Source organism: Coriobacteriaceae bacterium, from assembly GCA_025992855.1.
Lineage (GTDB): Bacteria > Actinomycetota > Coriobacteriia > Coriobacteriales > Coriobacteriaceae > Collinsella.
The window spans coordinates 1,220,107-1,240,906 of the sequence record DAJPGB010000001.1 but is presented as its reverse complement, the minus strand read 5'-3'; the positions used below and the strand labels follow the sequence as shown (position 1 = coordinate 1,240,906).

At 59.1% G+C, this 20,800-nt stretch carries 19 protein-coding genes and 1 riboswitch; of the genes, 9 read left to right on the top strand and 10 right to left on the bottom strand.

What is annotated here, in order from left to right:
* Positions 1-282: 282 nt before the first annotated feature.
* The 4 genes from OIL88_05195 to OIL88_05180 all read left to right on the top strand — a co-directional run bounded on the left by OIL88_05195 (position 283) and on the right by OIL88_05180 (position 5,899).
* Positions 283-2,232, top strand: coding sequence for a C69 family dipeptidase (locus tag OIL88_05195; protein ID HJI71762.1), 1,950 nt, complete (start codon positions 283-285; stop codon positions 2,230-2,232).
* 391 nt (positions 2,233-2,623) lie between these two features.
* Positions 2,624-3,196, top strand: coding sequence for a hypothetical protein (locus OIL88_05190; GenBank protein HJI71761.1), 573 nt, complete (start codon positions 2,624-2,626; stop codon positions 3,194-3,196).
* Between the two features lie 212 nt (positions 3,197-3,408).
* Positions 3,409-5,160: an energy-coupling factor transporter ATPase gene (locus OIL88_05185; GenBank protein HJI71760.1), complete on the top strand. Its 1,752-nt coding sequence runs from the start codon at positions 3,409-3,411 to the stop codon at positions 5,158-5,160.
* Positions 5,153-5,899: an energy-coupling factor transporter transmembrane protein EcfT gene (locus tag OIL88_05180; protein HJI71759.1), complete on the top strand. Its 747-nt coding sequence runs from the start codon at positions 5,153-5,155 to the stop codon at positions 5,897-5,899. The genes OIL88_05185 and OIL88_05180 overlap by 8 nt, the downstream gene beginning before the upstream one ends.
* Before the next feature lie 126 nt (positions 5,900-6,025).
* Here the strand turns inward: OIL88_05180 and OIL88_05175 are convergent, their stop codons facing one another.
* Positions 6,026-6,772 (bottom strand): aspartate/glutamate racemase family protein, encoded by a 747-nt coding sequence (locus OIL88_05175; protein HJI71758.1) that lies wholly within the window; start codon positions 6,770-6,772, stop codon positions 6,026-6,028.
* An 84-nt stretch (positions 6,773-6,856) separates the two neighbouring features.
* The gene (locus tag OIL88_05170; protein HJI71757.1) at positions 6,857-8,113 is read right to left on the bottom strand and encodes an ATP-grasp domain-containing protein; all 1,257 of its coding nucleotides are present in this window, start codon (positions 8,111-8,113) and stop codon (positions 6,857-6,859) included.
* Positions 8,114-8,335: 222 nt separating this feature from the next.
* On the opposite strand from OIL88_05170, the gene OIL88_05165 reads away from it, so the two are divergent.
* Positions 8,336-8,968 (top strand): MOSC domain-containing protein, encoded by a 633-nt coding sequence (locus tag OIL88_05165; GenBank protein HJI71756.1) that lies wholly within the window; start codon positions 8,336-8,338, stop codon positions 8,966-8,968.
* A gap of 234 nt (positions 8,969-9,202) precedes the next feature.
* Positions 9,203-10,336 carry a hypothetical protein gene (locus tag OIL88_05160; protein ID HJI71755.1) on the top strand — a complete coding sequence of 378 codons (1,134 nt, stop codon included), beginning with the start codon at positions 9,203-9,205 and terminating at the stop codon, positions 10,334-10,336.
* Between the two features lie 37 nt (positions 10,337-10,373).
* Here the strand turns inward: OIL88_05160 and OIL88_05155 are convergent, their stop codons facing one another.
* The 5 genes from OIL88_05155 to OIL88_05135 form a co-directional block, all read right to left on the bottom strand.
* Complete coding sequence (locus OIL88_05155) at positions 10,374-11,750, bottom strand: protein kinase (GenBank protein HJI71754.1); 1,377 nt, start codon at positions 11,748-11,750, stop codon at positions 10,374-10,376.
* A 98-nt stretch (positions 11,751-11,848) separates the two neighbouring features.
* Positions 11,849-12,271 carry an XRE family transcriptional regulator gene (locus OIL88_05150; GenBank protein HJI71753.1) on the bottom strand — a complete coding sequence of 141 codons (423 nt, stop codon included), beginning with the start codon at positions 12,269-12,271 and terminating at the stop codon, positions 11,849-11,851.
* Positions 12,272-12,310: 39 nt separating this feature from the next.
* Positions 12,311-12,853, bottom strand: a complete 543-nt coding sequence (locus OIL88_05145) for a DUF4352 domain-containing protein (protein ID HJI71752.1) — start codon at positions 12,851-12,853, stop codon at positions 12,311-12,313.
* Positions 12,854-13,017: 164 nt separating this feature from the next.
* On the bottom strand, positions 13,018-13,287 hold the full coding sequence (locus tag OIL88_05140) for a hypothetical protein (GenBank protein ID HJI71751.1): 270 nt from the start codon (positions 13,285-13,287) through the stop codon (positions 13,018-13,020).
* A gap of 56 nt (positions 13,288-13,343) precedes the next feature.
* On the bottom strand, positions 13,344-14,531 hold the full coding sequence (locus OIL88_05135) for an N-acetyldiaminopimelate deacetylase (protein ID HJI71750.1): 1,188 nt from the start codon (positions 14,529-14,531) through the stop codon (positions 13,344-13,346).
* A 144-nt stretch (positions 14,532-14,675) separates the two neighbouring features.
* Positions 14,676-14,844, top strand: a riboswitch (Lysine riboswitch).
* 65 nt (positions 14,845-14,909) lie between these two features.
* Here OIL88_05135 and dapA point away from each other — a divergent pair.
* The 3 genes from dapA to dapD are packed head-to-tail and all read left to right on the top strand — an operon-like array spanning position 14,910 to position 18,711.
* Positions 14,910-17,219: a 4-hydroxy-tetrahydrodipicolinate synthase gene (gene dapA, locus OIL88_05130; GenBank protein ID HJI71749.1), complete on the top strand. Its 2,310-nt coding sequence runs from the start codon at positions 14,910-14,912 to the stop codon at positions 17,217-17,219.
* A complete protein-coding gene (gene dapB / locus OIL88_05125; GenBank protein HJI71748.1) occupies positions 17,212-17,952 on the top strand; it encodes a 4-hydroxy-tetrahydrodipicolinate reductase in 741 nt (246 codons plus the stop codon). The genes dapA and dapB overlap by 8 nt, the downstream gene beginning before the upstream one ends.
* A 39-nt stretch (positions 17,953-17,991) precedes the next feature.
* On the top strand, positions 17,992-18,711 hold the full coding sequence (gene dapD / locus OIL88_05120; GenBank protein ID HJI71747.1) for a 2,3,4,5-tetrahydropyridine-2,6-dicarboxylate N-acetyltransferase: 720 nt from the start codon (positions 17,992-17,994) through the stop codon (positions 18,709-18,711).
* A 228-nt stretch (positions 18,712-18,939) separates the two neighbouring features.
* Here the strand turns inward: dapD and OIL88_05115 are convergent, their stop codons facing one another.
* The 3 genes from OIL88_05115 to OIL88_05105 form a co-directional block, all read right to left on the bottom strand.
* Positions 18,940-19,284: a hypothetical protein gene (locus tag OIL88_05115; protein HJI71746.1), complete on the bottom strand. Its 345-nt coding sequence runs from the start codon at positions 19,282-19,284 to the stop codon at positions 18,940-18,942.
* Positions 19,281-19,631, bottom strand: coding sequence for a hypothetical protein (locus tag OIL88_05110; GenBank protein HJI71745.1), 351 nt, complete (start codon positions 19,629-19,631; stop codon positions 19,281-19,283). Before OIL88_05110 ends, OIL88_05115 begins: the two co-directional genes overlap by 4 nt.
* Positions 19,632-19,715: 84 nt before the next feature.
* Complete coding sequence (locus OIL88_05105) at positions 19,716-20,720, bottom strand: nucleoid-associated protein (GenBank protein ID HJI71744.1); 1,005 nt, start codon at positions 20,718-20,720, stop codon at positions 19,716-19,718.
* Between the last annotated feature and the right edge of the window lie 80 nt (positions 20,721-20,800).

Below are 20,800 nucleotides of genomic sequence, written 5' to 3'. Positions count from 1 at the left end.
CGAATATCATCTCCCCCGCTGTTTATGCATTTGCCAAACAGCGGGGGATTTTTCATTTCGGTATTTCCAGACGCTTTATTGAGATGCAGTAATTGCAGGGAGTCTTTATTAAAGTAAAGCTACAAACTGAGTATATTTAGCCGCTCATCGCATATTTCATCACGCTTATCGAGTAAGTTATTTTCATAGATGAATATTGTTTCCAGTTCGTTACGCTAATGGAGTGTCTTTATTGGCTGAAGCCCTCTGGCGACAGAGGGCTTTCGCACGCTGGGAGGGATTATGAGGAAAACTCACCCCGTCAACGCGCTCAAAAAGCTTGGCATTGGCCTTGCTTTTGGAGCCGCAACCATCATGTCCATGCCGACCTCTGCGCTCGCCTGCACGCAGATCTACATGGGCAAAAACCTAACGGCCGATGGCAACACGTACTACGGCCGTGCCGAGGACTTTGGTGCGCGTTACCTCAAACACTTCGGCATCGAACCTGCCCACGAAGCTGGCTTTACGTACAGCTCGAATGAGTCTGCTTTCGAATACACTTCGAATAAGCCTACATATCGCTACAGCTACGTACGTGACCATCCCTCCAATTGGGAGGGCCACACCGACGCCTACTCCGAAGCCGGTATCAACGAGAAGGGTGTCTCTTGCTCCGCTACGCTGAGCACCTCCTATAACGAGGATGCCAAAGCAGCAGACCCAATCGATGAGGCTACCGGCATCGGCGAGTACAGCTACGGCAGCGTCATCCTGGGCCAGAGCGCCAATGCCCGCGAGGGCGTCGAGCTCCTCGGCCGCCTGATCGACGAGCAGGGCACTTGCACTAACGACCAGATCATTATCGCCGACAACAACGAGACCTGGCTGTTCGCCACGCTTTCTGCCCATCAATGGATTGCCATGAAGCTGGCCGACGACGTCGCCTCACTCAACCCCAACATCGGCAGCCTCAACTACGATGTCGACCTGAACGATACTGAGAACTGCCTGCACTCCAAGGACATCGAGTCCATGCCCGTGGAGAAGGGTTTCGCCAAATACTCCGCTGACGGTAAATTCGATGTCGCCCAAACGTATGGCGAAAGCCTCGCCGATTCTGGCGTTAACCAATGGTCCCGCTATGTGCAAGGCCGCCATTATTTTGCTAGTCAGCTGACCGAAGGCACGGATTACGAAATTAAAACTATCACCGATAAGGATGGAAAACCCGTCCAAAAGGGAGCTATGGTCAGCGAAATCCAGCCTCTGTTCTTCAAGCCTGGCAAGTCTGGTTGGAGCACCTTTGAGCTGATTCGTGCCTTCGGCAACCGCGGAGAGAACGTCCCTGGTCTCAACGCGAACACTGATGGCGTTTATTGCATCGGCAGCGAGCGCAACACCGAGATCAATCTCTTCCAGATTCGTCGCGGGTATGATCCCGAAGTCGCTACCATCCAGTGGGAAATGCTCTCCCGTGCCGCGTACTCTGTCGCCATCCCGCTGTACTCCGCTCTGATAACTGAAGTTAGCCCCTACTTCAGCGATCAGACCGTCTCCTTCGACCACTGCAATGCGAAAGACGTCGTGTACAACGAGGAGCCCGAGAACTCCATTAACTACGTCCTCATGGACATCAGCTCGCTCTGCTTTGAGAACCCTGACACCCTTGGTACCAGTGTCCGCACCTACCTCGACGCGCTCCAGAACGAGCTCATCGAGCAGAACAAGGAAGTTGACGCCGCTATGCTGGCCGAGACGACCACCGAGGGTCGCACCGCTCTGGCCAACAAGGCAGGCAAGGCTGCCACCGAGAACACCTACAAGAAGTGCAAGGCCCTGCTCCAGGAGATGCGCGCTTATCAGAAGGCCGGAAACTTTGACGAGCGCTTCACCCCGAGCGACCTGAACACCGAGACCAAGGGCCTCAAGGAGTCCATCACCTACGCCAAGGACGCCCTTGCCACCGACCCGGTCACCCCGGATCAGCCCGGCACTCCCGAGCAGCCCGGTAAGCCCGAACAGCCCGGTACCCCGGATCAGCCCAGCAAGCCTGAGCAGCCCGCTAAGCCCGAGAAGCCTGGTAAGTCGGATACCACGACCACGGTAACCACCAACAAGACGAACACCAAGGGCGGCCTGCCCACCACTGGCGATCGTTTTGATGGCCGCATGGTGGCCGCATTCGCCATCGCTGGCGTTGCCGTCATCTCCGCAGGCGGTTATATCCTCTATCGCCGCAACAAGGAGTAATCCCTCACTGGTGCGGGCGGGATGGCACGGTTCGTCCCGCCCGCCTTTTTGACCGGCGGGAAACACCGCTGAAATCTTTTCAAAAAAGATTTCCCCGCACACACTTTGCTGTGCTATAGTGCAGCGCAACAGCAACAAGGTGCGACCGCGCCACGGCATCACGAAAGGAGCCACCAAGATGAAGAACACGATGAAGTCTCTCAACAACTGGTGGTGGCGTGATGCGAATACGATCGGTCGACAGTGAGTCCCTCACGCCTGTTTTTGCGCTCTAGGTGATTGGAAGGCCTCCGGTTTCGACCGGGGGCCTTTTTCTATCTCGAGCCCGATCGCATTCGCATCACGCGCCTCCGCTTTTCCCCTGCGCTTCCCTTCAGAAAGGATTTTCACCATGTCTCAGAACACCACCGCCACCCAGCCCCGCACCGTCCAGACCGCCGACCGCGGCAAACTCGACGTCCGCGCTCTCGTCCTGCTCGCCATCCTGCTCGCCGCCGGCTTCATCCTCAACTTCACCGTCGGCAAGGCCATCTCAGGCATCTCGGGCGGCATGATCAGCCCCGAGTTCATCATCTCGGCCTTCTGCCTCACCATCCTGGTCGTTCGCCCCAACATCGGCCAGGCGCTCGTCATTGGCCTCATCTCGGCTGCCGTGATCCAGATCACCACCACTTCGCCGTTCGTCGATTTTGCCGCCGAGGGCATCGCCGCCATGCTCATGGCCGGCATCGTCAACGCCGCCGGCAAGGACGGTCAGGTCAAGCCCGCAATCGCCATTGTCGCAACCTTCCTGACCACCTTTGTCTCCGGCGTCATCTTCATGGTCATCAAGATGGCCATGCTCGGCGTGGTCGGCGAGCTCGCCGCCGCCATGTTGCCCGTCGTCGCCATGACTGCCGTCTTTAACGCCATTCTGGTCGGCGCCCTCTACTTGCCCATCCAGAAGGCCCTGAAGCTCAACTAGCCCGTTCGACTTTACGAGCCACCCCATCTTGGCGTTCATTCGTCGCTCGCGTACCCAAGTACGCTTCGCTCCTCTTTCTCGCGCCAACCTGGGGCCCCTCGTAAAGCCGTCTCCGTGCTTCACCACCAAAGACTGTCCCAAACGACTAGCTTTTGGGGACGTTCTTAAACGACTGGTCATGTAAGAACGTCCAATGACTATGAAAGGTATCCATGAAAACGATCATCAACGTCGACGATGTCTCGTTCTCCTATGGCACGCAGACCGAGCAGGCGCTTAAGCACATCTCGCTCGACGTGAGCAAGGGAGATTTCATCGGCATCATCGGGCCCTCGGGCGCCGGCAAGTCCACGCTTGCTGCCTGCCTGTCGGGTGCCGTGCCCCACCACTACACCGGCACGTTCTTTGGGTCCGTCATGGTTGACGGCCACGACACCTGCGAGGTCTCGCTGACCGACGTGTCGCAAATCGTCGGCAGCGTGCTGCAGGATATCGACACGCAGATGGTCGCTTCGGTCGTCGAGGACGAGATGCTCTTTGGCCTCGAGAACTTTGGCGTTCCCCACGACCAGATCGAGCAGCGCGTGAGCGAAACGCTCGAGACCGTCGGCATCAGCGACCTGCGCGACCGCGAGATCGCCACCCTCTCGGGCGGACAGAAGCAAAAGGTAGCCATCGCCGCCATCCTCGCCATGCGTCCGCGCGTCTTGGTTCTCGACGAGCCCACCGCGGCACTCGACCCCGCCAGCTCCACGTTGGTCTTCGAGACGCTGCGTGAGGCAAACCGCACACTTGGAATCACCATCGTCGTCGTTGAGCAAAAGGTCGCCCTGCTCTCGGAGTACTGCAACCGCGTGCTCGTGCTCAACCATGGCGAAATTGCGCTGCAGGGCGAGCCACACGAGGTCTTCGCGCATACCGACGAGCTCCGTGCCATCGGCGTCGACTGCCCTCGCGTCACGCGCATCTTCAATAGCCTCGAGGCCGATGGCCTGGTAAGCGGTACCCCCTGCTTGGATGTCGATGAGGCCGAGCGCCTGATTTCGGGCATAGTCGACCCCGCACACGTGGCCATCGAAGCCCAGACGCCCGCCGGTTCCCCGCATGCACCGTCGTTGCGCCCTCATGCCAAGGACGCCGAACCCGTACTCACCTTCGACCATGTTGAGTTTGCCTATCCCAATGGCGGAGCCGCCGTACACGACCTTAGCCTGACGCTCTATCCTGGCGAGCTCGTGGGCATCGTCGGCCAAAACGGCGCCGGCAAGACCACGCTCACCAAACTGCTCACAGGCTTGCTTAAGCCCGCCTCGGGCAGCGTGCGCGTCACGGGACTGGATACCGCAGCCGTTCCCACGAGCCGCATCGCTCGCGAGGTCGCGACCCTTTTCCAAAACCCCGACCGCCAGATCTGCAAGGACACCGTGCTCGACGAGGTCGCCTTTGGCCTGGAGCTTACCGGCATCGACCGTGCCGAGGCGCTGCGTCGCGCCCAGCTCATCATCGACCGCTTTGGCTTGCCGGCCGACGAGGCGCCCTTCTCGCTCTCGCGCGGTCAGCGACAAATGGTGGCGCTTGCCTCCGTCGTAGTGGTTGAGCCCAAGATCGTCGTGCTCGACGAGCCCACGAGCGGCCTTGATTACCGCGAGTGCATGACCGTCATGGAAACAGTGCGCACCATGGCCGAGCGCGGTTGCGCCGTTATCATGGTCTGCCACGATATGGAAGTCGTCTCGGATTTTGCCGAGCGCATTGTGGTAATGGCCGACGGTCGCATCCTCGACCGCGGCCGCACGCACGAGCTATTCTCGAACATCGATCTCATGCGGCGTGCCTACGTGGAGCCTCCCCAGGTTATTGAACTCTCGCGCCGTCTGGCATCTTCCGTCTCGCCCGCTTTTGCGCAGGTGAGCGAGGTCACCGATGTCGTTCGAATTACCAAGGAGATGGTCCACCGTGGTTAACGTCATCGACTACATGCCGGGCGATACGCTGCTGCATCGCCTGAACCCCGTCGTCAAACTGGGCCTCGCCGCCGCCATCATCGTCGGCATCTTTTTGTCCGACACCTACGTGGCACTGCTGGGCTTTTTGGCACTCACCCTTGCACTGGGTGCCTATGCCGGCGTCGTCGACCGTCTGTTCTCGCTGCTCAAGTTGCTGACTCCGCTCGCGCTTATCATGCTGGTGCTCCAGCTGGCCTTTATGCGCGATGGCAACGTGGTGTGGAGCTTTATCACCGACACGGGCCTCATCACGGGATCGAAGGCCTGTCTGCGCCTGCTGGGTGTGGCGTTACCACTCATCCTCATGCTCATGGTGACCAAGCTCAACGACCTTGCCAACGCCTGCGTCGAGGTGCTGCACGTACCGTATCGCTATGCCTTCACCTTTACCACGGCGCTGCGCTTTGTGCCGGTGTTTGGTCAGGAGATGAACGCCATCATGGAGGCGCAGACCGCACGCGGCGTCGAGTACGACACCAAGAACCCCATCAAGAAGCTTAAGCTCATGCTGCCACTGTGCGTGCCGCTGCTCATCTCGAGTGTGGGCAAGACCGATGCCACAGCCTTGGCGGCAGAACAGCGCGGCTTCTATCTGCGTACGCGCGCCAGCTCGTACAAGCGCTACCCCATCAAGGGCCTGGACATCGCCGTGCTCATCGTCAGCATCGCCCTCATCGTCATCGGCTTCCTGTTCTAGTTCACCACCGACAGCAACCGCCCCAACGCAAAAGGCTTCGGCTCGCACCAAACGAGCCGAGGCCTTTACTGTTTCACCAGATAAAACCTACCAAAATAAACCTGTCCCTTTTTGGCAGGTCGGAAGCTAGAGGCGGTAGGGGGCGCCGCTGCGGATGATGGATTCGCGCACCAGGACATCCATGGCGTCGAGGGTGATCTCGGGCATCTCTCGGTACTTCTGCAGCACCGAGAGCTCGGTGCAGGCCAGAATGACGCGGTCGCAGCCGCTACGGGCGAACTCCCACATCACGCGGTCGAACTTATCCATATCGGGCTCACGTCCGGCCTTCACATCATCGTAGATAAGCGACATCACATCGTTCTGACGTTTCTCGCTGGGATAGACAACCTCGACACCCGCGGCCTCGCATTCGCGGCCGTAGACGCCCGCGCCCACGGTGCCATCGGTTCCCATGATGCCGATCTTATGCACCGGCTCGGCCGGCATACTCAGGTTGGGGTCGAACTCGCACTCCCCCATCACCGCACCGGCCAGAGCATAGCGCACCGACTCACGCGGCATGTGGATAATCGGCACCTTCGTAAACGACTGGATCTGGTCATAGAAGTAGTGTGACGTGTTGCAGGGAATGGCAATGTGTGCACAGCCCAGCGACTCGAGTGCCTGGGCGCACTCTTTCATGGTCGCCAGCAGTTTGGCATGCTCGCCGGTCTTAATGGCCAGCGTGCGGTCGGGCATGGTCGACTTGGAGAGTACCACCATGTCGATATGTTCCTGATCGCAGGCAGCAGCCGTATGACGCACCACCTGGTCGTAGTAATACGACGTGGCCTCGGCGCCCATGCCGCCGATAACTCCCAGCTTTTCCATCGCCGCCTCCTTGGTGACGCTTGCGCAATTGCGCGTATCATACCCGCGCCCGCCCGATGCAAACCGGACGGGCGCCGCGCTCATCTACTTGTAATACGTCTTGAACAGCTTAAAGTGGCGCAGCTTGGTGTGCCACATGCGCAGCCAGCGGTTAAAGACAAAGTCGCCCTTCATAAACGAAGGGTCGGCGCCCTTGCCCTCCTTGTCCAGGCGATGCACCTTAGCGCGCAGCTCGGGATCCTTGACGTACTTGTCGACGACGCCCATGGGGACGACCATCCACAGGGCCTCGTCCTGCGCCGTCACAAACTCCGGCTCAAACGGGCGGTTGAGCACATACTCGTCCACCACATACTTGGCAACGTTAAAGCCGCTGTTGGTAACGTAGTAGTTGCTGCGACCCTGGCGCGTGTTGAAATCGAAGAACTTAAACGAGCCATCGCGCTCGTCGTACTTAACGTCAAAGTTGGAATAGCCCACAAAGTGAAGGTCCTCGAGCAACTTGCGCACGCCGCCCATGAGCTCGTCGTTGGGCTCGGTAATGATACAGGCATGGTTGCCGACACCGTGGGGCTGATGCTCCTCGAGCAGCACATGGCCCAGGCACATCATGCGGACCTTACCGTTGCGGTCGGAATAGCTGGTGAGCACGCGCATGTACTCGTCGTTGCCGGGCACGCGATCCTGCAAGATCAGATCGTCGGTGTAGCCGCTGGCATACGAATCGCGAATGACCTGTTCCAGCTCGGCGCGGTCGGCAATCTCATAGGCCTTCTTCTGGCCCTCGAACTCATGCTGCCACCACATGATGCCGTCAGAAGGCTTCAGAATCATCGGGTAAGGAAAATCGATCTGGTCGAGCACTTCGGCAGGCGCCTCACCCTGAGCATTGAGCATCGCCTTGGTAAAGGTAAACGTGTGTGGATAGGGCACGCCATGCTTCTCGCACAGCTCGTAGAAGATCTCCTTCTTCTGACACTGCTCAAGCATGCTATAGGGAGCGTAAGGCGCGACGATGTTATCCGCCAACTCATGGGCATCCTTGGCTTGAGCCACGAGAGCGACATAGTTATCGCCACAGCCCACAAGGACAATCGTCTTATCGGCATGCGCTTGGGCAATGCCGTTGACGGTTTTGAGCATCACGGGCATGGTATCGATATCCACGTTGGGCGTGTAGTCGATAATCTGGCTGCGGTACGCGGGACCCGTCTGGTACTTGCCAAAAACCAGACTCTTGACCTGGTACTCCTCGTAGAAGGCGCGCGCCACCGAATAGGCGTTGATGTCGCCACCAAGCAGCACGGGAATGAACTCGCGCTCTGTAAACTGCAATGCCATGGAAACTTCCTATCATGAACTGCCCACACAACGGGCGGTCTTTGCGCAACTGATTCATTCTAGCGTGCCAAGCCGCCGGCGCCCAAAGCTCCACCGTATCTATGGCAATCGACGTAATCGTCCAGCACGAAGACGGCGCTCACCGTTGTATGACAATGGGCAATGAACCTACCATTGTTGTAGGATTCAGTGTATTGACATCCTCGAGCGAAAGGCGCGCACGTGCCCCAAGACCATCCGACCGATAATCCCATCCTCAATGCCGCGAAGCGCGAGCTGGAGGAACGCGCACAATCGGCCGTTCCCCTACGAACGGCAAACGATGCTTACAACGGGCCTGCCCGCATCGTCTCAATCAACACGTCGGTACACAAGGGCACGCGCAAGTCGCCCGTCGCCGATGGACACGACACCGTTATAGAGCAATTTGGCCTCGCCACCGATGCGCACGCCGGACATTGGCACCGTCAGGTTTCCTTTTTAGCCGCGGAGTCCATCCAGACGGCGCAGGCACGCGGGCTCGACGTACACGAGGGTGACTTTGGGGAGAACTTCACAACCCGGGGCATCAACCTGCTCTCGCTCCCTTTGGGCACACAGCTCAAGCTTGGAAGCGACGTGCTCGTCGAAATCAGCCAAATCGGCAAGGTCTGCCACACCCGTTGCGCCATCTACTATCTCGCCGGCGACTGCATCTTTCCCCACGAGGGCGTTTTCGGCGTGGTACTAAAGGGCGGAGAGGTCAACGCCGGTGACGAAATCCAGGTAGTCAAGCTCGGCGACGGCACCTGTTCGTTCACCCCCGCCGAGGCCCTCGAAGAGATTGAGCAGGCTCGCCAGAAGGGCACGCTGTAGTTATAAAACCCCACGTTGAGATGGCTTTTACAGCCCAAAACTCCTCTCAAACAGAGCTCTGTAACGTTAAAGTTGAACTCTATGGTTTCTCAACAATTCATCATAACTGCAGGTCAAAGCCAAAGCCTCAAGTTCAACTTGACCCTTTGGAACCTTTAAGGTTCAAGTTGAGGTCGAAAGCAGTAGTAGAATACCGTTCGAACCATAACCTACGATTGATTGCAGAGGGACTGGATGCAGCATTCGAATCATCGCACCGCAGTGTTCATTGCGTCGAAGCCGGCTCGTATCATCACGAGCGCCGTGCTCGCCGTTGCGCTGACGGCCACGCCGATGCTCTCCCCCGTTGCGGCGTATGCCGCCTCGCAGGCAACGCAGGACCAGCTTTCCGCAGCCCAGCAGAAGATCGAAGCCGCCACGAGCGCCTACAACGACGCCCGCACCAAACTCGATGACCTGCAAAAGCAGATTGACTCCAATGAGGCAAGCATCGAGGAAATCGAGGCCAAGCTTCCCGAGCAGCAGGCCAAGGCAAGCTCCGCCATGCGCGATCTGTACAAGTATCAGAAGGGCACCAATCCCATCGTGAGCTTCCTGGTCAACGCACAGAGCCTGGGTGAGTTCATCACGACCTGCAAATACACCAACCAGATCACGAGCTCGAGCGTCGACGAGATCGAACAGCTCAATAACATGCAAACCGAACTCGAGCAGAACAAGGCTGAGCTCCAGCAGGCCAAGTCTCAGCTTGAGGCAGAGCAGAAAAACGCCGAGGATGCGCTGGCACAGGCCCAGCAGCTCCGCAGCGAGGCACAGGCAAAAGCCGAGCAGGAAAATGCCGCCGAGCTTGCCAAGCTTGAGGCCGATAAGGCCGCTGCCGCCGAGAAGCTCTCGGGCGAGGGCGTAAGCGGCAGCAATTCCAGCAGCCAGGCCACCAACACCAACACCACCATCGACACCACGGTGAACAGCTCCAATACTGGTAGCTCCGATTACGATTCGTTCATTAATGAGTGGACAGGCCGCATCGACAATTATCTCGCCAGCTCCCCCATGGCAGGCCAGGGCTATAACTTTGCCGTCGCCGCTTGGAATACCGGTGTCGACCCCCGTTGGTCCCCCGCCATCGCCTGCATCGAGAGCACCAAGGGTGCTTATTGCGCCAATTCTTACAACGCCTGGGGCTGGAGTGCACGTGGCGGCGGTTGGCGCAGCTTTGGCAGCTGGAGCGAGGGCATCTCCGCTCACGTTGCCTATCTGGGCGCCAACTACGGCTCCACCCTTACCCCGGCAGCGGCCAAAAAGTACTGCCCGCCCACGTGGCAGGACTGGTACAACAAAGTCGCCGCTCAGATGAACCGCATCTAAGTGCAACTGCAAAGGGCCCCAATGGGGTCCTTTTCTTTTAGGTAGCGGAGGTATCGACGACGCCGGTCGCATTGGCAACCGCGACTATGACAATCATGCATAGGAGCAGCACACCCAATGCCTTGAGCCAGAGTTTCGCGAGTTTCTTGCCGCGATAGCTGTCGAGCAGTGCGAATCGCCGACGAAGACGGCGCTTATCGAGCAGTGCGAAATGCATAAGCACCATAAGGCCATCGACAAAGAAAAAATACTCGATTATGAGAAGCCACGTCGGGTAGCTTTGGTTTGCTCCGGTGGGGTGAAAGACGGCAAAGTGACTTCCGGCAAAGAACACAAGCAGCGAGAAGCAGACGAGCGTATTCCAAATGCGACCCAGAGACTCCGGAACGCGAGAGAGCAGGCCGCATGCAGCGGAGGCGGCAGGGCCAGGAGGCCCTGCGGGGTTCTGGAGCCCTTGGGGCGTCAACACCGTCTCCGAGGCCGGAGTTCGGACAGGCGGCGCAGGAGGCCGCACGGGGCGACTCAGATCGTATGCCGCGCGCGTCGCCCGTCCCAACGCTTCCGCACTCGCAAAACGCTTGGCCGGGTCGAGCGCCATCGACATGCAGACGGCATCGGCAAGTGGAGTGGGAATGCCGCGCGCCTCGCATTGCTCGCGCATGTCGAGCCCTGGCTTAGGGTCGACTCCCGTCAAGCAGAAGAACAACAGGGCGCCAAGTGCGTAGACGTCGCTTCGCACGCTCGTCTGCCCAAACCCATACTGCTCGGGCGGCGCATAGGGTCGCGTGCCAAACTTGACGGTGTCGGCATCGGCGCCATCGTGCCATACGCGCGCGATCCCCAGGTCGATAATCACCAGCGATGAAAACGTCAGGCCGTCATCAGGCGTATAGTTGGCACCTGTCACGATGATATTCGACGGCTTGAGGTCACGATGGATCACCGGCGCCGACGTCTCCCCCGCCATTGCAAAACCGGCATGGAGCTCGCCCACGGCGTCGCAAAGGACAGGATACAATTCACGCGCATAATCGGGGGTGGCTCCCAGACGGTCCACCAGCGCCCCGAGCGTCTCCCCTTCGATGTATTCCATAACCACGTTGAGCTCGTCGCCCACACGACGACAATCGACGATTCTGGGCAGGTGCTCAAAACGCCTGCCTGCCCGCTGAACGGCAAACAGACGCTCGTATGCCCCGCCGATTTGAGCCGAAGCATCGATGCGTTTACGGACAAAGGGGCCGAGCGAGCCACCGCCGGTTCCTTCAAAGTACACGAGCTCGGTTGTTTCAACGGTCGAGCGCTTAAGTACACGCTCCACGCGATAGCTGTCGTCGCAATCGAGCGACGCCAGGTGCTCGGCAAGCGCTGCGGTCAGCTCGTCATCGGAATATGTTGGGGTCTGAGTATCCATAGCCTCCATCATAGCGCAGGGCGCAGACACCCCATGGCATCCGCGCCCCGTTCGCTTGCATCGTTGTTCGGCAGCTCCGCCGGCTCAGATATCAGCCGCTAACTCACCGTCTCCTCGCCAAAGCGATACAGCTCCTCGTTGACCTTTTGGAGGCTGCACCCGCGATCGATGCAAAAGATGATAATCGCATCGCGGCGGTCCTTGCAGTTAAGGACGCTTACCCCGGCAGCCGTCAGCGCACGGTTAGTCTCTTTGAGCGTCAGCGCCATCGCAAAGGCAATCTGCAGCACCTTATTGCGGCTCGGATGCCGCGCACCGGTAAAAATCTGATAGCCAAAGGTCTCATTGAGATCGGCCATACGAACCACGCGCGAGCGCTCCAAGCCCTTTTCCTGCAGCAGCTGCTTCAGGTAGTCCGAAAGCGACGGGGCGGCAAAGTCGTGCTCCCTGATATAGCCATCGATGTTCGGCGCATCGAGAAGCTCATTGAGCAACTCCTCGGTCAGCTTTTTATCGGGCATACGGCTTCACCTCCCATTCGGCGCAACGGTAGCGACATGCTAGGCCAGCACCCAGCTTGCAGTGGCAGACTTATCAAACATGTTGGCAAAATACAGTGCCTTCTTGATATCGCCATCAAAGTAGATATTGCCCGCCACGGAGCCACCGGCGGAAAGGGTACCAGACTGCAGCTCATCGGAGCCCTCGCTGTAGTAACCCTGATTCTGTTGAGCGCCGTTGGCGTCCTCGCCCTTCCAGTCGTAGATATTGTAATCTGCGCCCTCATCGCCATTGTTGACGTACGTGACGTGAATGCCCGTCATGGTCGAACCGTCATAATTTGTGAGGCCGGGCTGGACGGAATCGACAACGACGGAAAGACCGGCAGCCGTGGTCACCGTCGCACCAACCGCCAGGTCAGTCGTAGACTGCTCTTCCCTCTTCGCCTCTTCCTTCTTGTCGCCATCGCCAGCGTCCTCGGTGACGGTCGCCTTATCGCTACCACAACCGGCAAGAAGACCGGCAGTCCCCAAGGCGACGGTGGCGAATGCGCCCAGTGCAGCGCGACGGCTCAGCAGCACTTCGTTTTCGAGCTTTTCCATTATGCATCCTTCCTACGATCCGGCTACCGCGCCGGCACACAGCACATCGTAGAAAGGATTAAACTTGAATTCATTAGCTGAGAGCTAAGGTTGCGGTAAACGACCAATGCAGTTATCCAAACGCCGAGCAAACGCACTTTGCGCGACCGTCTGCTGGCAGCGCATCAACCCACCGTGACGGATTTCCCGGTAAAGGCACTGATCATCAACAGGGCAAAGAACACCAGGTAGCTGACACTCAGCGGGTACGCAATGATCAGGAAGACGACCCAGCCGACATTGGTTTTACCGTCGGCACGGCGTTGCTCGCGATTGCGGCAGAGCCAAATCGTCACGCCGATGGCAGTGATAAACAGCACGAGCGCCGCCGCGGCAAGCCCAGCAAGCGCAAACATCACGCCAATGCTCACAGCGATGACCGGAAGCAGCAGCAAACCGCACCCGCATCCACCCGGACTATATACGGAAGACTGTCGGCGTCGCCTCATCGTCACTCCATCACAAGCAATCGTTTGTAGACATCGAGGCCTTTGAGAAGGATTTCCTCGTCGAAGAGCATGGTATCGGTATGCAGAGCGCTCGTGGCATAGGCGGGGCAGCCATCCGAATCACTCGGGTTGTCTTGGTCCTCTGGCATACCCGTGCCCAGCAAGAAGAACACGCCCGGCAGATGGCGCTGATAGGAAGCAAAGTCCTCGGCAATTAACAGCGGCTCCTCTACAAGCTGCAGCCCGGGCAAGGCAGGCGTGATGTTGGCAAACAACTCGGGGTCGTTATCGACCGGTGGATAACCCTCGGCAAAGTCGAGATCGTACGTGCAGCCCGTTGCGGCACAGGCATCGTCCAGCACGCGGCGCACGCCTTCGCGCGCCCGGTCGAACATGTCGTCCGTAAACACACGCAGGCTGCCGGCCACATGGGCCTCCCCCGCCACCGCGTTGCAAACCGTACCGGCCTGCAGCAGACCAAACTTACCGATACAGGGCTCGTCGGTGCCCAGCTCGTCCATGAGTTCGCGCTCGGAAACCAAGAACTTGGCAGCCGCCAATGCCGCATCGTGCGATTCGCTAACGGGAACGCCGTAGGTCTTGGCGATATGGATGCTCGCCCCGTGAATGTGCACATGCGTCTCGCTCGAACGCGCTAGCAGCGGACCGGGGCAGCTCGCTAACGTGCCGGCGGGCAGATCGGGCCACACATGGAAGCCAAAAATGCGGTCGGCCCCATAGCGCTCGAACACACCGCTCTCGCATACCGTCTTGGCACCACCGGTCGTTTCCTCGGCCGGCTGGAACACAAAGAGAACATTGCGCCTAATGGCGCCCGGATGCTCGCGAATCGTACGGTCGACATACGTCGCGGCGGCAAGCGCCATGGCCATGTGTCCGTCATGTCCGCAAGCGTGCATCTTGCCGGGATGGGTTGAGGCAAAGGCCGCTCCCGTCGCTTCCGCGATGGGCAGCGCATCCATATCGGCGCGAATCGCCGTGGCATGCGCGGCATCAACGCCGGCGTCGAAGAAAGCGCAGACGCAGCTGGGGCACGGATGGGTCACTTCGCAGGTGAGCGGTGCCAGCACGCCCTCGATATAGGCAATGGTTTGCGGAAGATCGAAATCGAGCTCCGGAATGCGATGGAGATCGCGGCGATAGCGACGGAGTTCTTGGAGCTCGGTCATAGAGGATCCCTTCGTGAGGCACATCTGTTGCAACTTATTGTGATACAGGATTGTGGCGCACATGTTTCCAGCATATCCCTGCATTTTTTAAACGTTATATACGAATACTCTTGTTTGGTAAAGTGCAACGTGGTAGGGTCGTTACCACTTGATAGAGGCGCGGGCACGAAGAACCGCGGGCGAGCCGGCAGGCTTTGACCCCGTGGAGAGGCGAAACCCGCCGAACTGGGCTTTTCGGGCACGAACAACCTGGTGGGCCTGTGGGAAACACCCACAGGACTGTCTGCAGCAATGCGGGAGCGCTATCCGGACATTGGGTCCACGCTATGCGGATTCGATGCGCAGATGGCGCCGTCTGGATAGCGAGGTTTACGGGACATGGCATTGACCCCCAACGAGGCATATGCGGCCAAGCAGCCGTTTGTGGACAAGGAGACACTCGAGCATATCGTCGAGCAGTTCCCCACGCCGTTTCATCTATACGACGAGGCGGGCATCCGCCGCAACATGCAAGAAGTGCGCGACGCCTTTGCATGGAACCCGGGCTTTAAGGAATACTTTGCCGTCAAGGCCAACCCCAACCCGGCGCTCATCTCCATTCTCAACGAATACGGCTGCGGCTGCGATTGCTCGAGCTATACCGAGCTCATGATCGCCCGCTCACTGGGTATCACGGGACACGACATCATGTTCTCGTCCAACGACACACCGGCTGCCGACTTTGAGCTCGCCGACAAGCTGGGTGCCATCGTCAACTTTGACGACATCAGCCACATCGGGTTCTTTGAGCGCGTTGCGGGGCCCATCCCCAAGACGGTCAGCTGCCGCTTTAATCCAGGCGGCCTGTTCCAGCTCTCCAACGGCATCATGGACAACCCGGGCGACTCCAAATATGGCATGACCACCGAGCAACTCTTCGAGGCCTTCCGCATGCTCAAGGCCAAGGGCGCCGAGGACTTTGGCATCCACGCATTCCTTGCCAGCAACACCGTCACCAACGACTACTACCCCAAGCTCGCGCGCATCCTCTTTGAGCTTGCCGTACGCCTGGAGCGCGAGACCGGCGCACACGTCGCCTTCATCAATCTGTCCGGCGGCGTCGGCATCCCCTACCTGCCCGAGCAGCAGGCCAACGACATTCGCGCCATCGGCGAGGGAGTACACGCGGCATACGACGAGATCCTGGTTCCCGCCGGCATGGGCGATGTGGCCATCTGCACTGAGATGGGCCGCTTTATGATGGGTCCCTACGGCTGCCTGGTCACCAAGGCTATCCACGAGAAGCAGATCTACAAGGACTATATCGGCGTAGACGCCAGTGCCGTCGACCTCATTCGTCCCGCCATGTATGGCGCTTACCACCACATCACGGTGATGGGTCAGCCGGGCGGCGCCGACAAGGCCACAGCGCCCGTCACGAACACCTATGACATCACGGGCAATCTGTGCGAGAACAACGACAAGTTCGCTATCGATCGCGAGCTGCCGCATATCGACATGGGTGACCTGCTTGTAATCCATGATACCGGTGCGCATGGCTACTCCATGGGCTACAACTACAACGGCCGCCTGCGCTCCGCCGAGGTGCTGCTGCGCCCCGACGGCTCGGCCGGCCTTATCCGCCGCGCCGAGCGCCCGGGCGATTACTTTGCCACGCTCGACGTGCTGCCGTGCGGCCGAGAGCTGCTGGCCAAGTCGCGCGCCGAAAGTGCCCGCCGTCGCGCCCAAGACGAGCGCCTAGCAGTCGCAGCTCAATGGAACAAACGCATCCAGATCGCGGAGGCGAAGGAGAAGAACATGGACATCCGCAATCTCGAGGGCTCAATCGTCGCCCTGGTTACGCCGTTTAAAAAAGACGGCAGCGTCGACTTTGACGCGCTCGAGCGCCTTATCGATTTCCACCTGCAAAACGGCACCGACGCCATCCTCACCCTGGGCACCACCGGCGAGAGTGCCACGATGACCGATGACGAGGACAACTCCGTCGTCGCCGCCGTGGTCAAGCATGTTGCAGGACGCGTCCCCGTCATCGCCGGCTCGGGCTCCAACTCCACGCAGACCATGCTCACCAAGTCGCTCACCTACCAGGGCTTGGGCGCCGATGGTCTGCTGCTCATTACCCCCTACTACAACAAGTCTAACGAAGAGGGTATCTATCAGCACTTTAAGACCGTCGCCGACGCCGTGGACATCCCCTGCATTCTGTACAACATCCCTGGCCGCTGTGGCTGCGGCATCAGCGAGCGCAACGTAGAGCGCTTGGCCGCGCACCCCAACATCATGGGCATCAAGGAGGCCTCGGGCAACGTCGCCTACGCGGCCAAGATCGCCCACCTGCTATCCGATGACTTCCGCATGTACTCGGGCGAGGACGCGCTTACCGTGCCGCTCATGAGCCTGGGCGCCTCGGGCACCATCAGCGTGTGGGCCGATGTTCAGCCGCAGCTCGTGCACGACATGTGCCGCGCCTATCTGGACGGCGACGTGGAGCGCGCCCGCGATATCCAGATTGCCGGTCAGCCGCTCATCAATGCCCTCTTTAGCGAGGTCAACCCCATCCCCGTTAAGGAAGCGCTCGCCCAGATGGGCATGATCGAGGCAAACTACCGTATGCCGCTGTGCCCTATGGCAGACGACACGCGATCCGCACTTACCGATGCTCTGAAGGGAGCTGGTCTGCTTGATTAAGACCGTCATTATGGGAACGGGCCGCATGGGCTCGCTCATCCGCACCACCGCCGAAAGCATTGTCGATGCCGCCGGGCAGCCCGTTTTTGATTTCGTGGCCCAGATTGGCTTCGATTTGAGCGAGCTCGAGAACGCACCGGCTGCCGATGTGATTATCGACTTCTCGAACGTCGCGACCTTCGACGCCGTCGTCGCCTATGTCGAGCGCACGGGCGCGGCGTTGGTCTCAGGCACCACAGGCTACACCCCCGAGCAGATGGACCGCCTGCGTGAGCTGGGCCAGAACACCCGCGTTATGCACTCGGGCAATTACTCCATCGGTATCGCAGCCCTGCGCCATCTGGTAGCGCAGGCTACACGCGAGCTGCCCGGCTTTGACTGCGAAATCGTCGAGACGCACCATAACCAAAAGGTCGACGCCCCCAGCGGCACTGCCAAGTTGTTGCTCGACGCCGTCGTCGAAGCCGAGCCCGAGGCAGGCTACCACCCCGTCTATGGCCGCGAGGGCATGTGCGGAGCACGCGATCCCAAGGAGATCGGCATGCACTCGCTGCGCGGTGGCACTGTCGCCGGCGTCCACGAAGTGAGTTTCTTTGGCCAGGACGAGGAGGTCACGCTCACCCACCGCGCCACGAGCCGTCAGATCTTCGTCAACGGCGCCCTGGCCGCCGCTCAGAAGCTCGTCACCCGCGACCCCGGCTTCTACACCTTCGACCAGGTCATGTTTGCCTAACCAGGTATCAACCGTATCCACGAAAAGGAGAAACAGCATATGAGTAACGCAGCCGAGATGGATGCCCAGGAGATTATCAACTACATCGCCACCGCGCCCAAAAAGACACCTGTCAAGCTGTACGTGCGCGAGAAGCCCGGCATGAAGGTTGCCTGGGGCGACGCACATGTCTACGGCGGCCGTCGCGGCAAGACCGTCTTTGGCGACTGGGATGAGCTCAAGGCCATCCTCGATGCCAATGCCGACTCCATCGACTACTACGATGTCGAGAATGACTGCCGCAACTCTGCCGTGCCCATGCTCGACCTTAAGGGCATCAACGCCCGCATCGAGCCGGGCGCAATCATCCGTGACCGCGTCGAGATCGGCGATCGCGCCGTCATCATGATGGGTGCCATCATCAACATCGGCTCCGTCATTGGTGAGGGTTCCATGATCGATATGGGCGCCGTGCTGGGCGGCCGCGCCACCGTGGGCAAGAACTGCCACATCGGCGCCGGCACCGTGCTGGCAGGCGTCGTGGAGCCCGCCAGCGCCACGCCCGTCATCATCGAGGACGACGTTATGATTGGCGCCAACGCCGTGGTCCTGGAGGGCGTGCGCGTGGGCAGGGGCGCTGTTGTTGCCGCCGGCGCCGTGTGCGTCGAGGACGTCCCCGCCGGTGCCGTCGTGGCCGGTGTCCCCGCCCGCGTCATCAAGATGCGCGACGAGAAGACCGACAGCAAGACCGGCCTCGAGGAAGGTCTGCGCCAGCTGTAGAGTTGCGCGGTTTTGCCAAACCGCGCAACAGCTCGACGCTGCAAACGCCCCTAAGCGGCAATCTGGCGCTCAATCGTCGGTCGCGTACAAAATACGCTTCCCTCCTCTTTCACGTCACCTTGCTCGCTTAGGGGCGTTTTCGCTGACGTATGCTCAACCTCCGGCGCAATGTCAGCAACCAAGCCGAAAACAAAAAAGGCCGAAGCACCATCGGGGCTTCGGCCTTCATCATCTCAGGGTTCCGTCGTATTCAACCATGGCGGGTCGCTTTGACAGGCGCCCTGCGGCCGTCTTATAGACCTCGGAACGGTCGCGCCGCCCTATTGCCACGATCTCGGCAATCTCAACCGTTCCGTCCTCCCGGATTCGAAAAACCATTCGGAGTCCTGCATTCCGCCATTTGATCTTTTTGCAGCCGGCAAGCTCACCGTGAAGCGGCGTTCCAATTTCATCAGCGCGCGTCTTTAATTTCGCGACTGCAATACGGACGAGTCTTCGCTGAGATCCATCTAGTTTTTGATATTCCTTCTCGACGTCTCGATTCAAAAAGCCGACGACAAAATGCCCACTCATTCGAAAAGATCCTCATCGGGGATCGCGTCCGGATCCATCGATTCAAACTCCGCGAGCTCCTCGGTAGTTAGGGCGTCCTCAAACGGAACAAATTCATGCGGACCATGCTTGACTCGATCCGCAGCGATGCGATTTATCTCAAGTTCACGCAGATACTGCAGCGCGCCGTACATTTCCTCATAGGCGGCATAGTCGATAATCACGGTATCGATATCGTTATGATCGGCAATGAACTGTGGTGCGCGTTTTGCGCGTTTACGAATGGCAGATAAAGACTTGCTTGCTTCGGTAGCCGAAACAACCTGGTCCTTTGTAAACACCGGTTTTTCCAGAACAAGTGGGGACATTTTGACCTCCAAAATATAATCTGGATTATATTTCAAAGTATACTTCAAAATATAATCCAGACTTTTATTCGAAAGAAAAAAGCCCTATCGATTCTCGATGCTGCCGATATTCTTGAGCTCGATGGAGATGAGGCCGTTGGGCTCGTTGACAAACTCGATGTACTCGGAGTTCGAACCCATCTCGGCCGGGAAGCTGATCTCGATACCCGTATCGGTACGGATCTTATGATTGCGCACCGCCGCGCGTTCGACCTGCTTGCGCTCCACGGGCACAAGCTCAGGCACCTTCTCCTCAGTCAGTGCCGCGCGCACGCTCTCCTTGATAACCGGTTCGTCCTCAAAGACCTCGTCGACGATATCCCAAGGCGGCAGCTCCTCGTCATCCTCGACCTTCTCGGCCACAGCGGCCTTAACCTTGGCGAGCGCCACGGCCGTGTTGGCGCCGTGCTCCTCGGCGACTTCCTCGACCACACGCGTCACGGTATCGATGACTTCCTTGCCCGACACGCCCGTGTCGCACTGCAGCAGGCCATCGGGGATAAGCATACGGTCCTCACCGGCAATCTTGCGTTTCTTGTCCACATAGCCAATCTCCATGGTGCTCGCGCGCACGATGGCATAGCTCGGCACCTTCTGCGAGGGATTTGGCAAAATGGCGTAATGGCGCGCGATGTCGTTGCGCACCTCCCCCTCCTCGCGGCCCACTTCGTGCATAAAAGCCTGTTTAGAGCCCAGCAGCATCACGGCAAACCAGCGGGCATCCTCATCGTCGTCAAAATCGGCCACCAGCACGTCGGTGGACTCGGCTTTCTCGGCTTTGGTGAGCTCGGAGGAGATAAACTCCGCAATCTGCTGCGACAGGTCCACAAACTCGCGCTCGCCAAAGAAATAGCCCTTGAGCTCGCCGCCAAACGCAGAGTTCTCGGCAAACGTGGCGCGTTTATTGTCGGCCGAGGTTCGTGCGCGGCGCAGATGCGTGGTTACGAAATTGCGCACGGTACGGCTCTCGATATCGAGCTCGCGCTGGCTCATAACGTTGACGGCAGAGTCAAAGTCCAGGATATGCAGAATCGCGTGATTGATTTTCATATACGGCATTCCGTTCTAGATCGAATTGAGCACGAACCAGTATAGCTGTCGAGCCCGCCCCAGGCGCATCGAAGATTGGT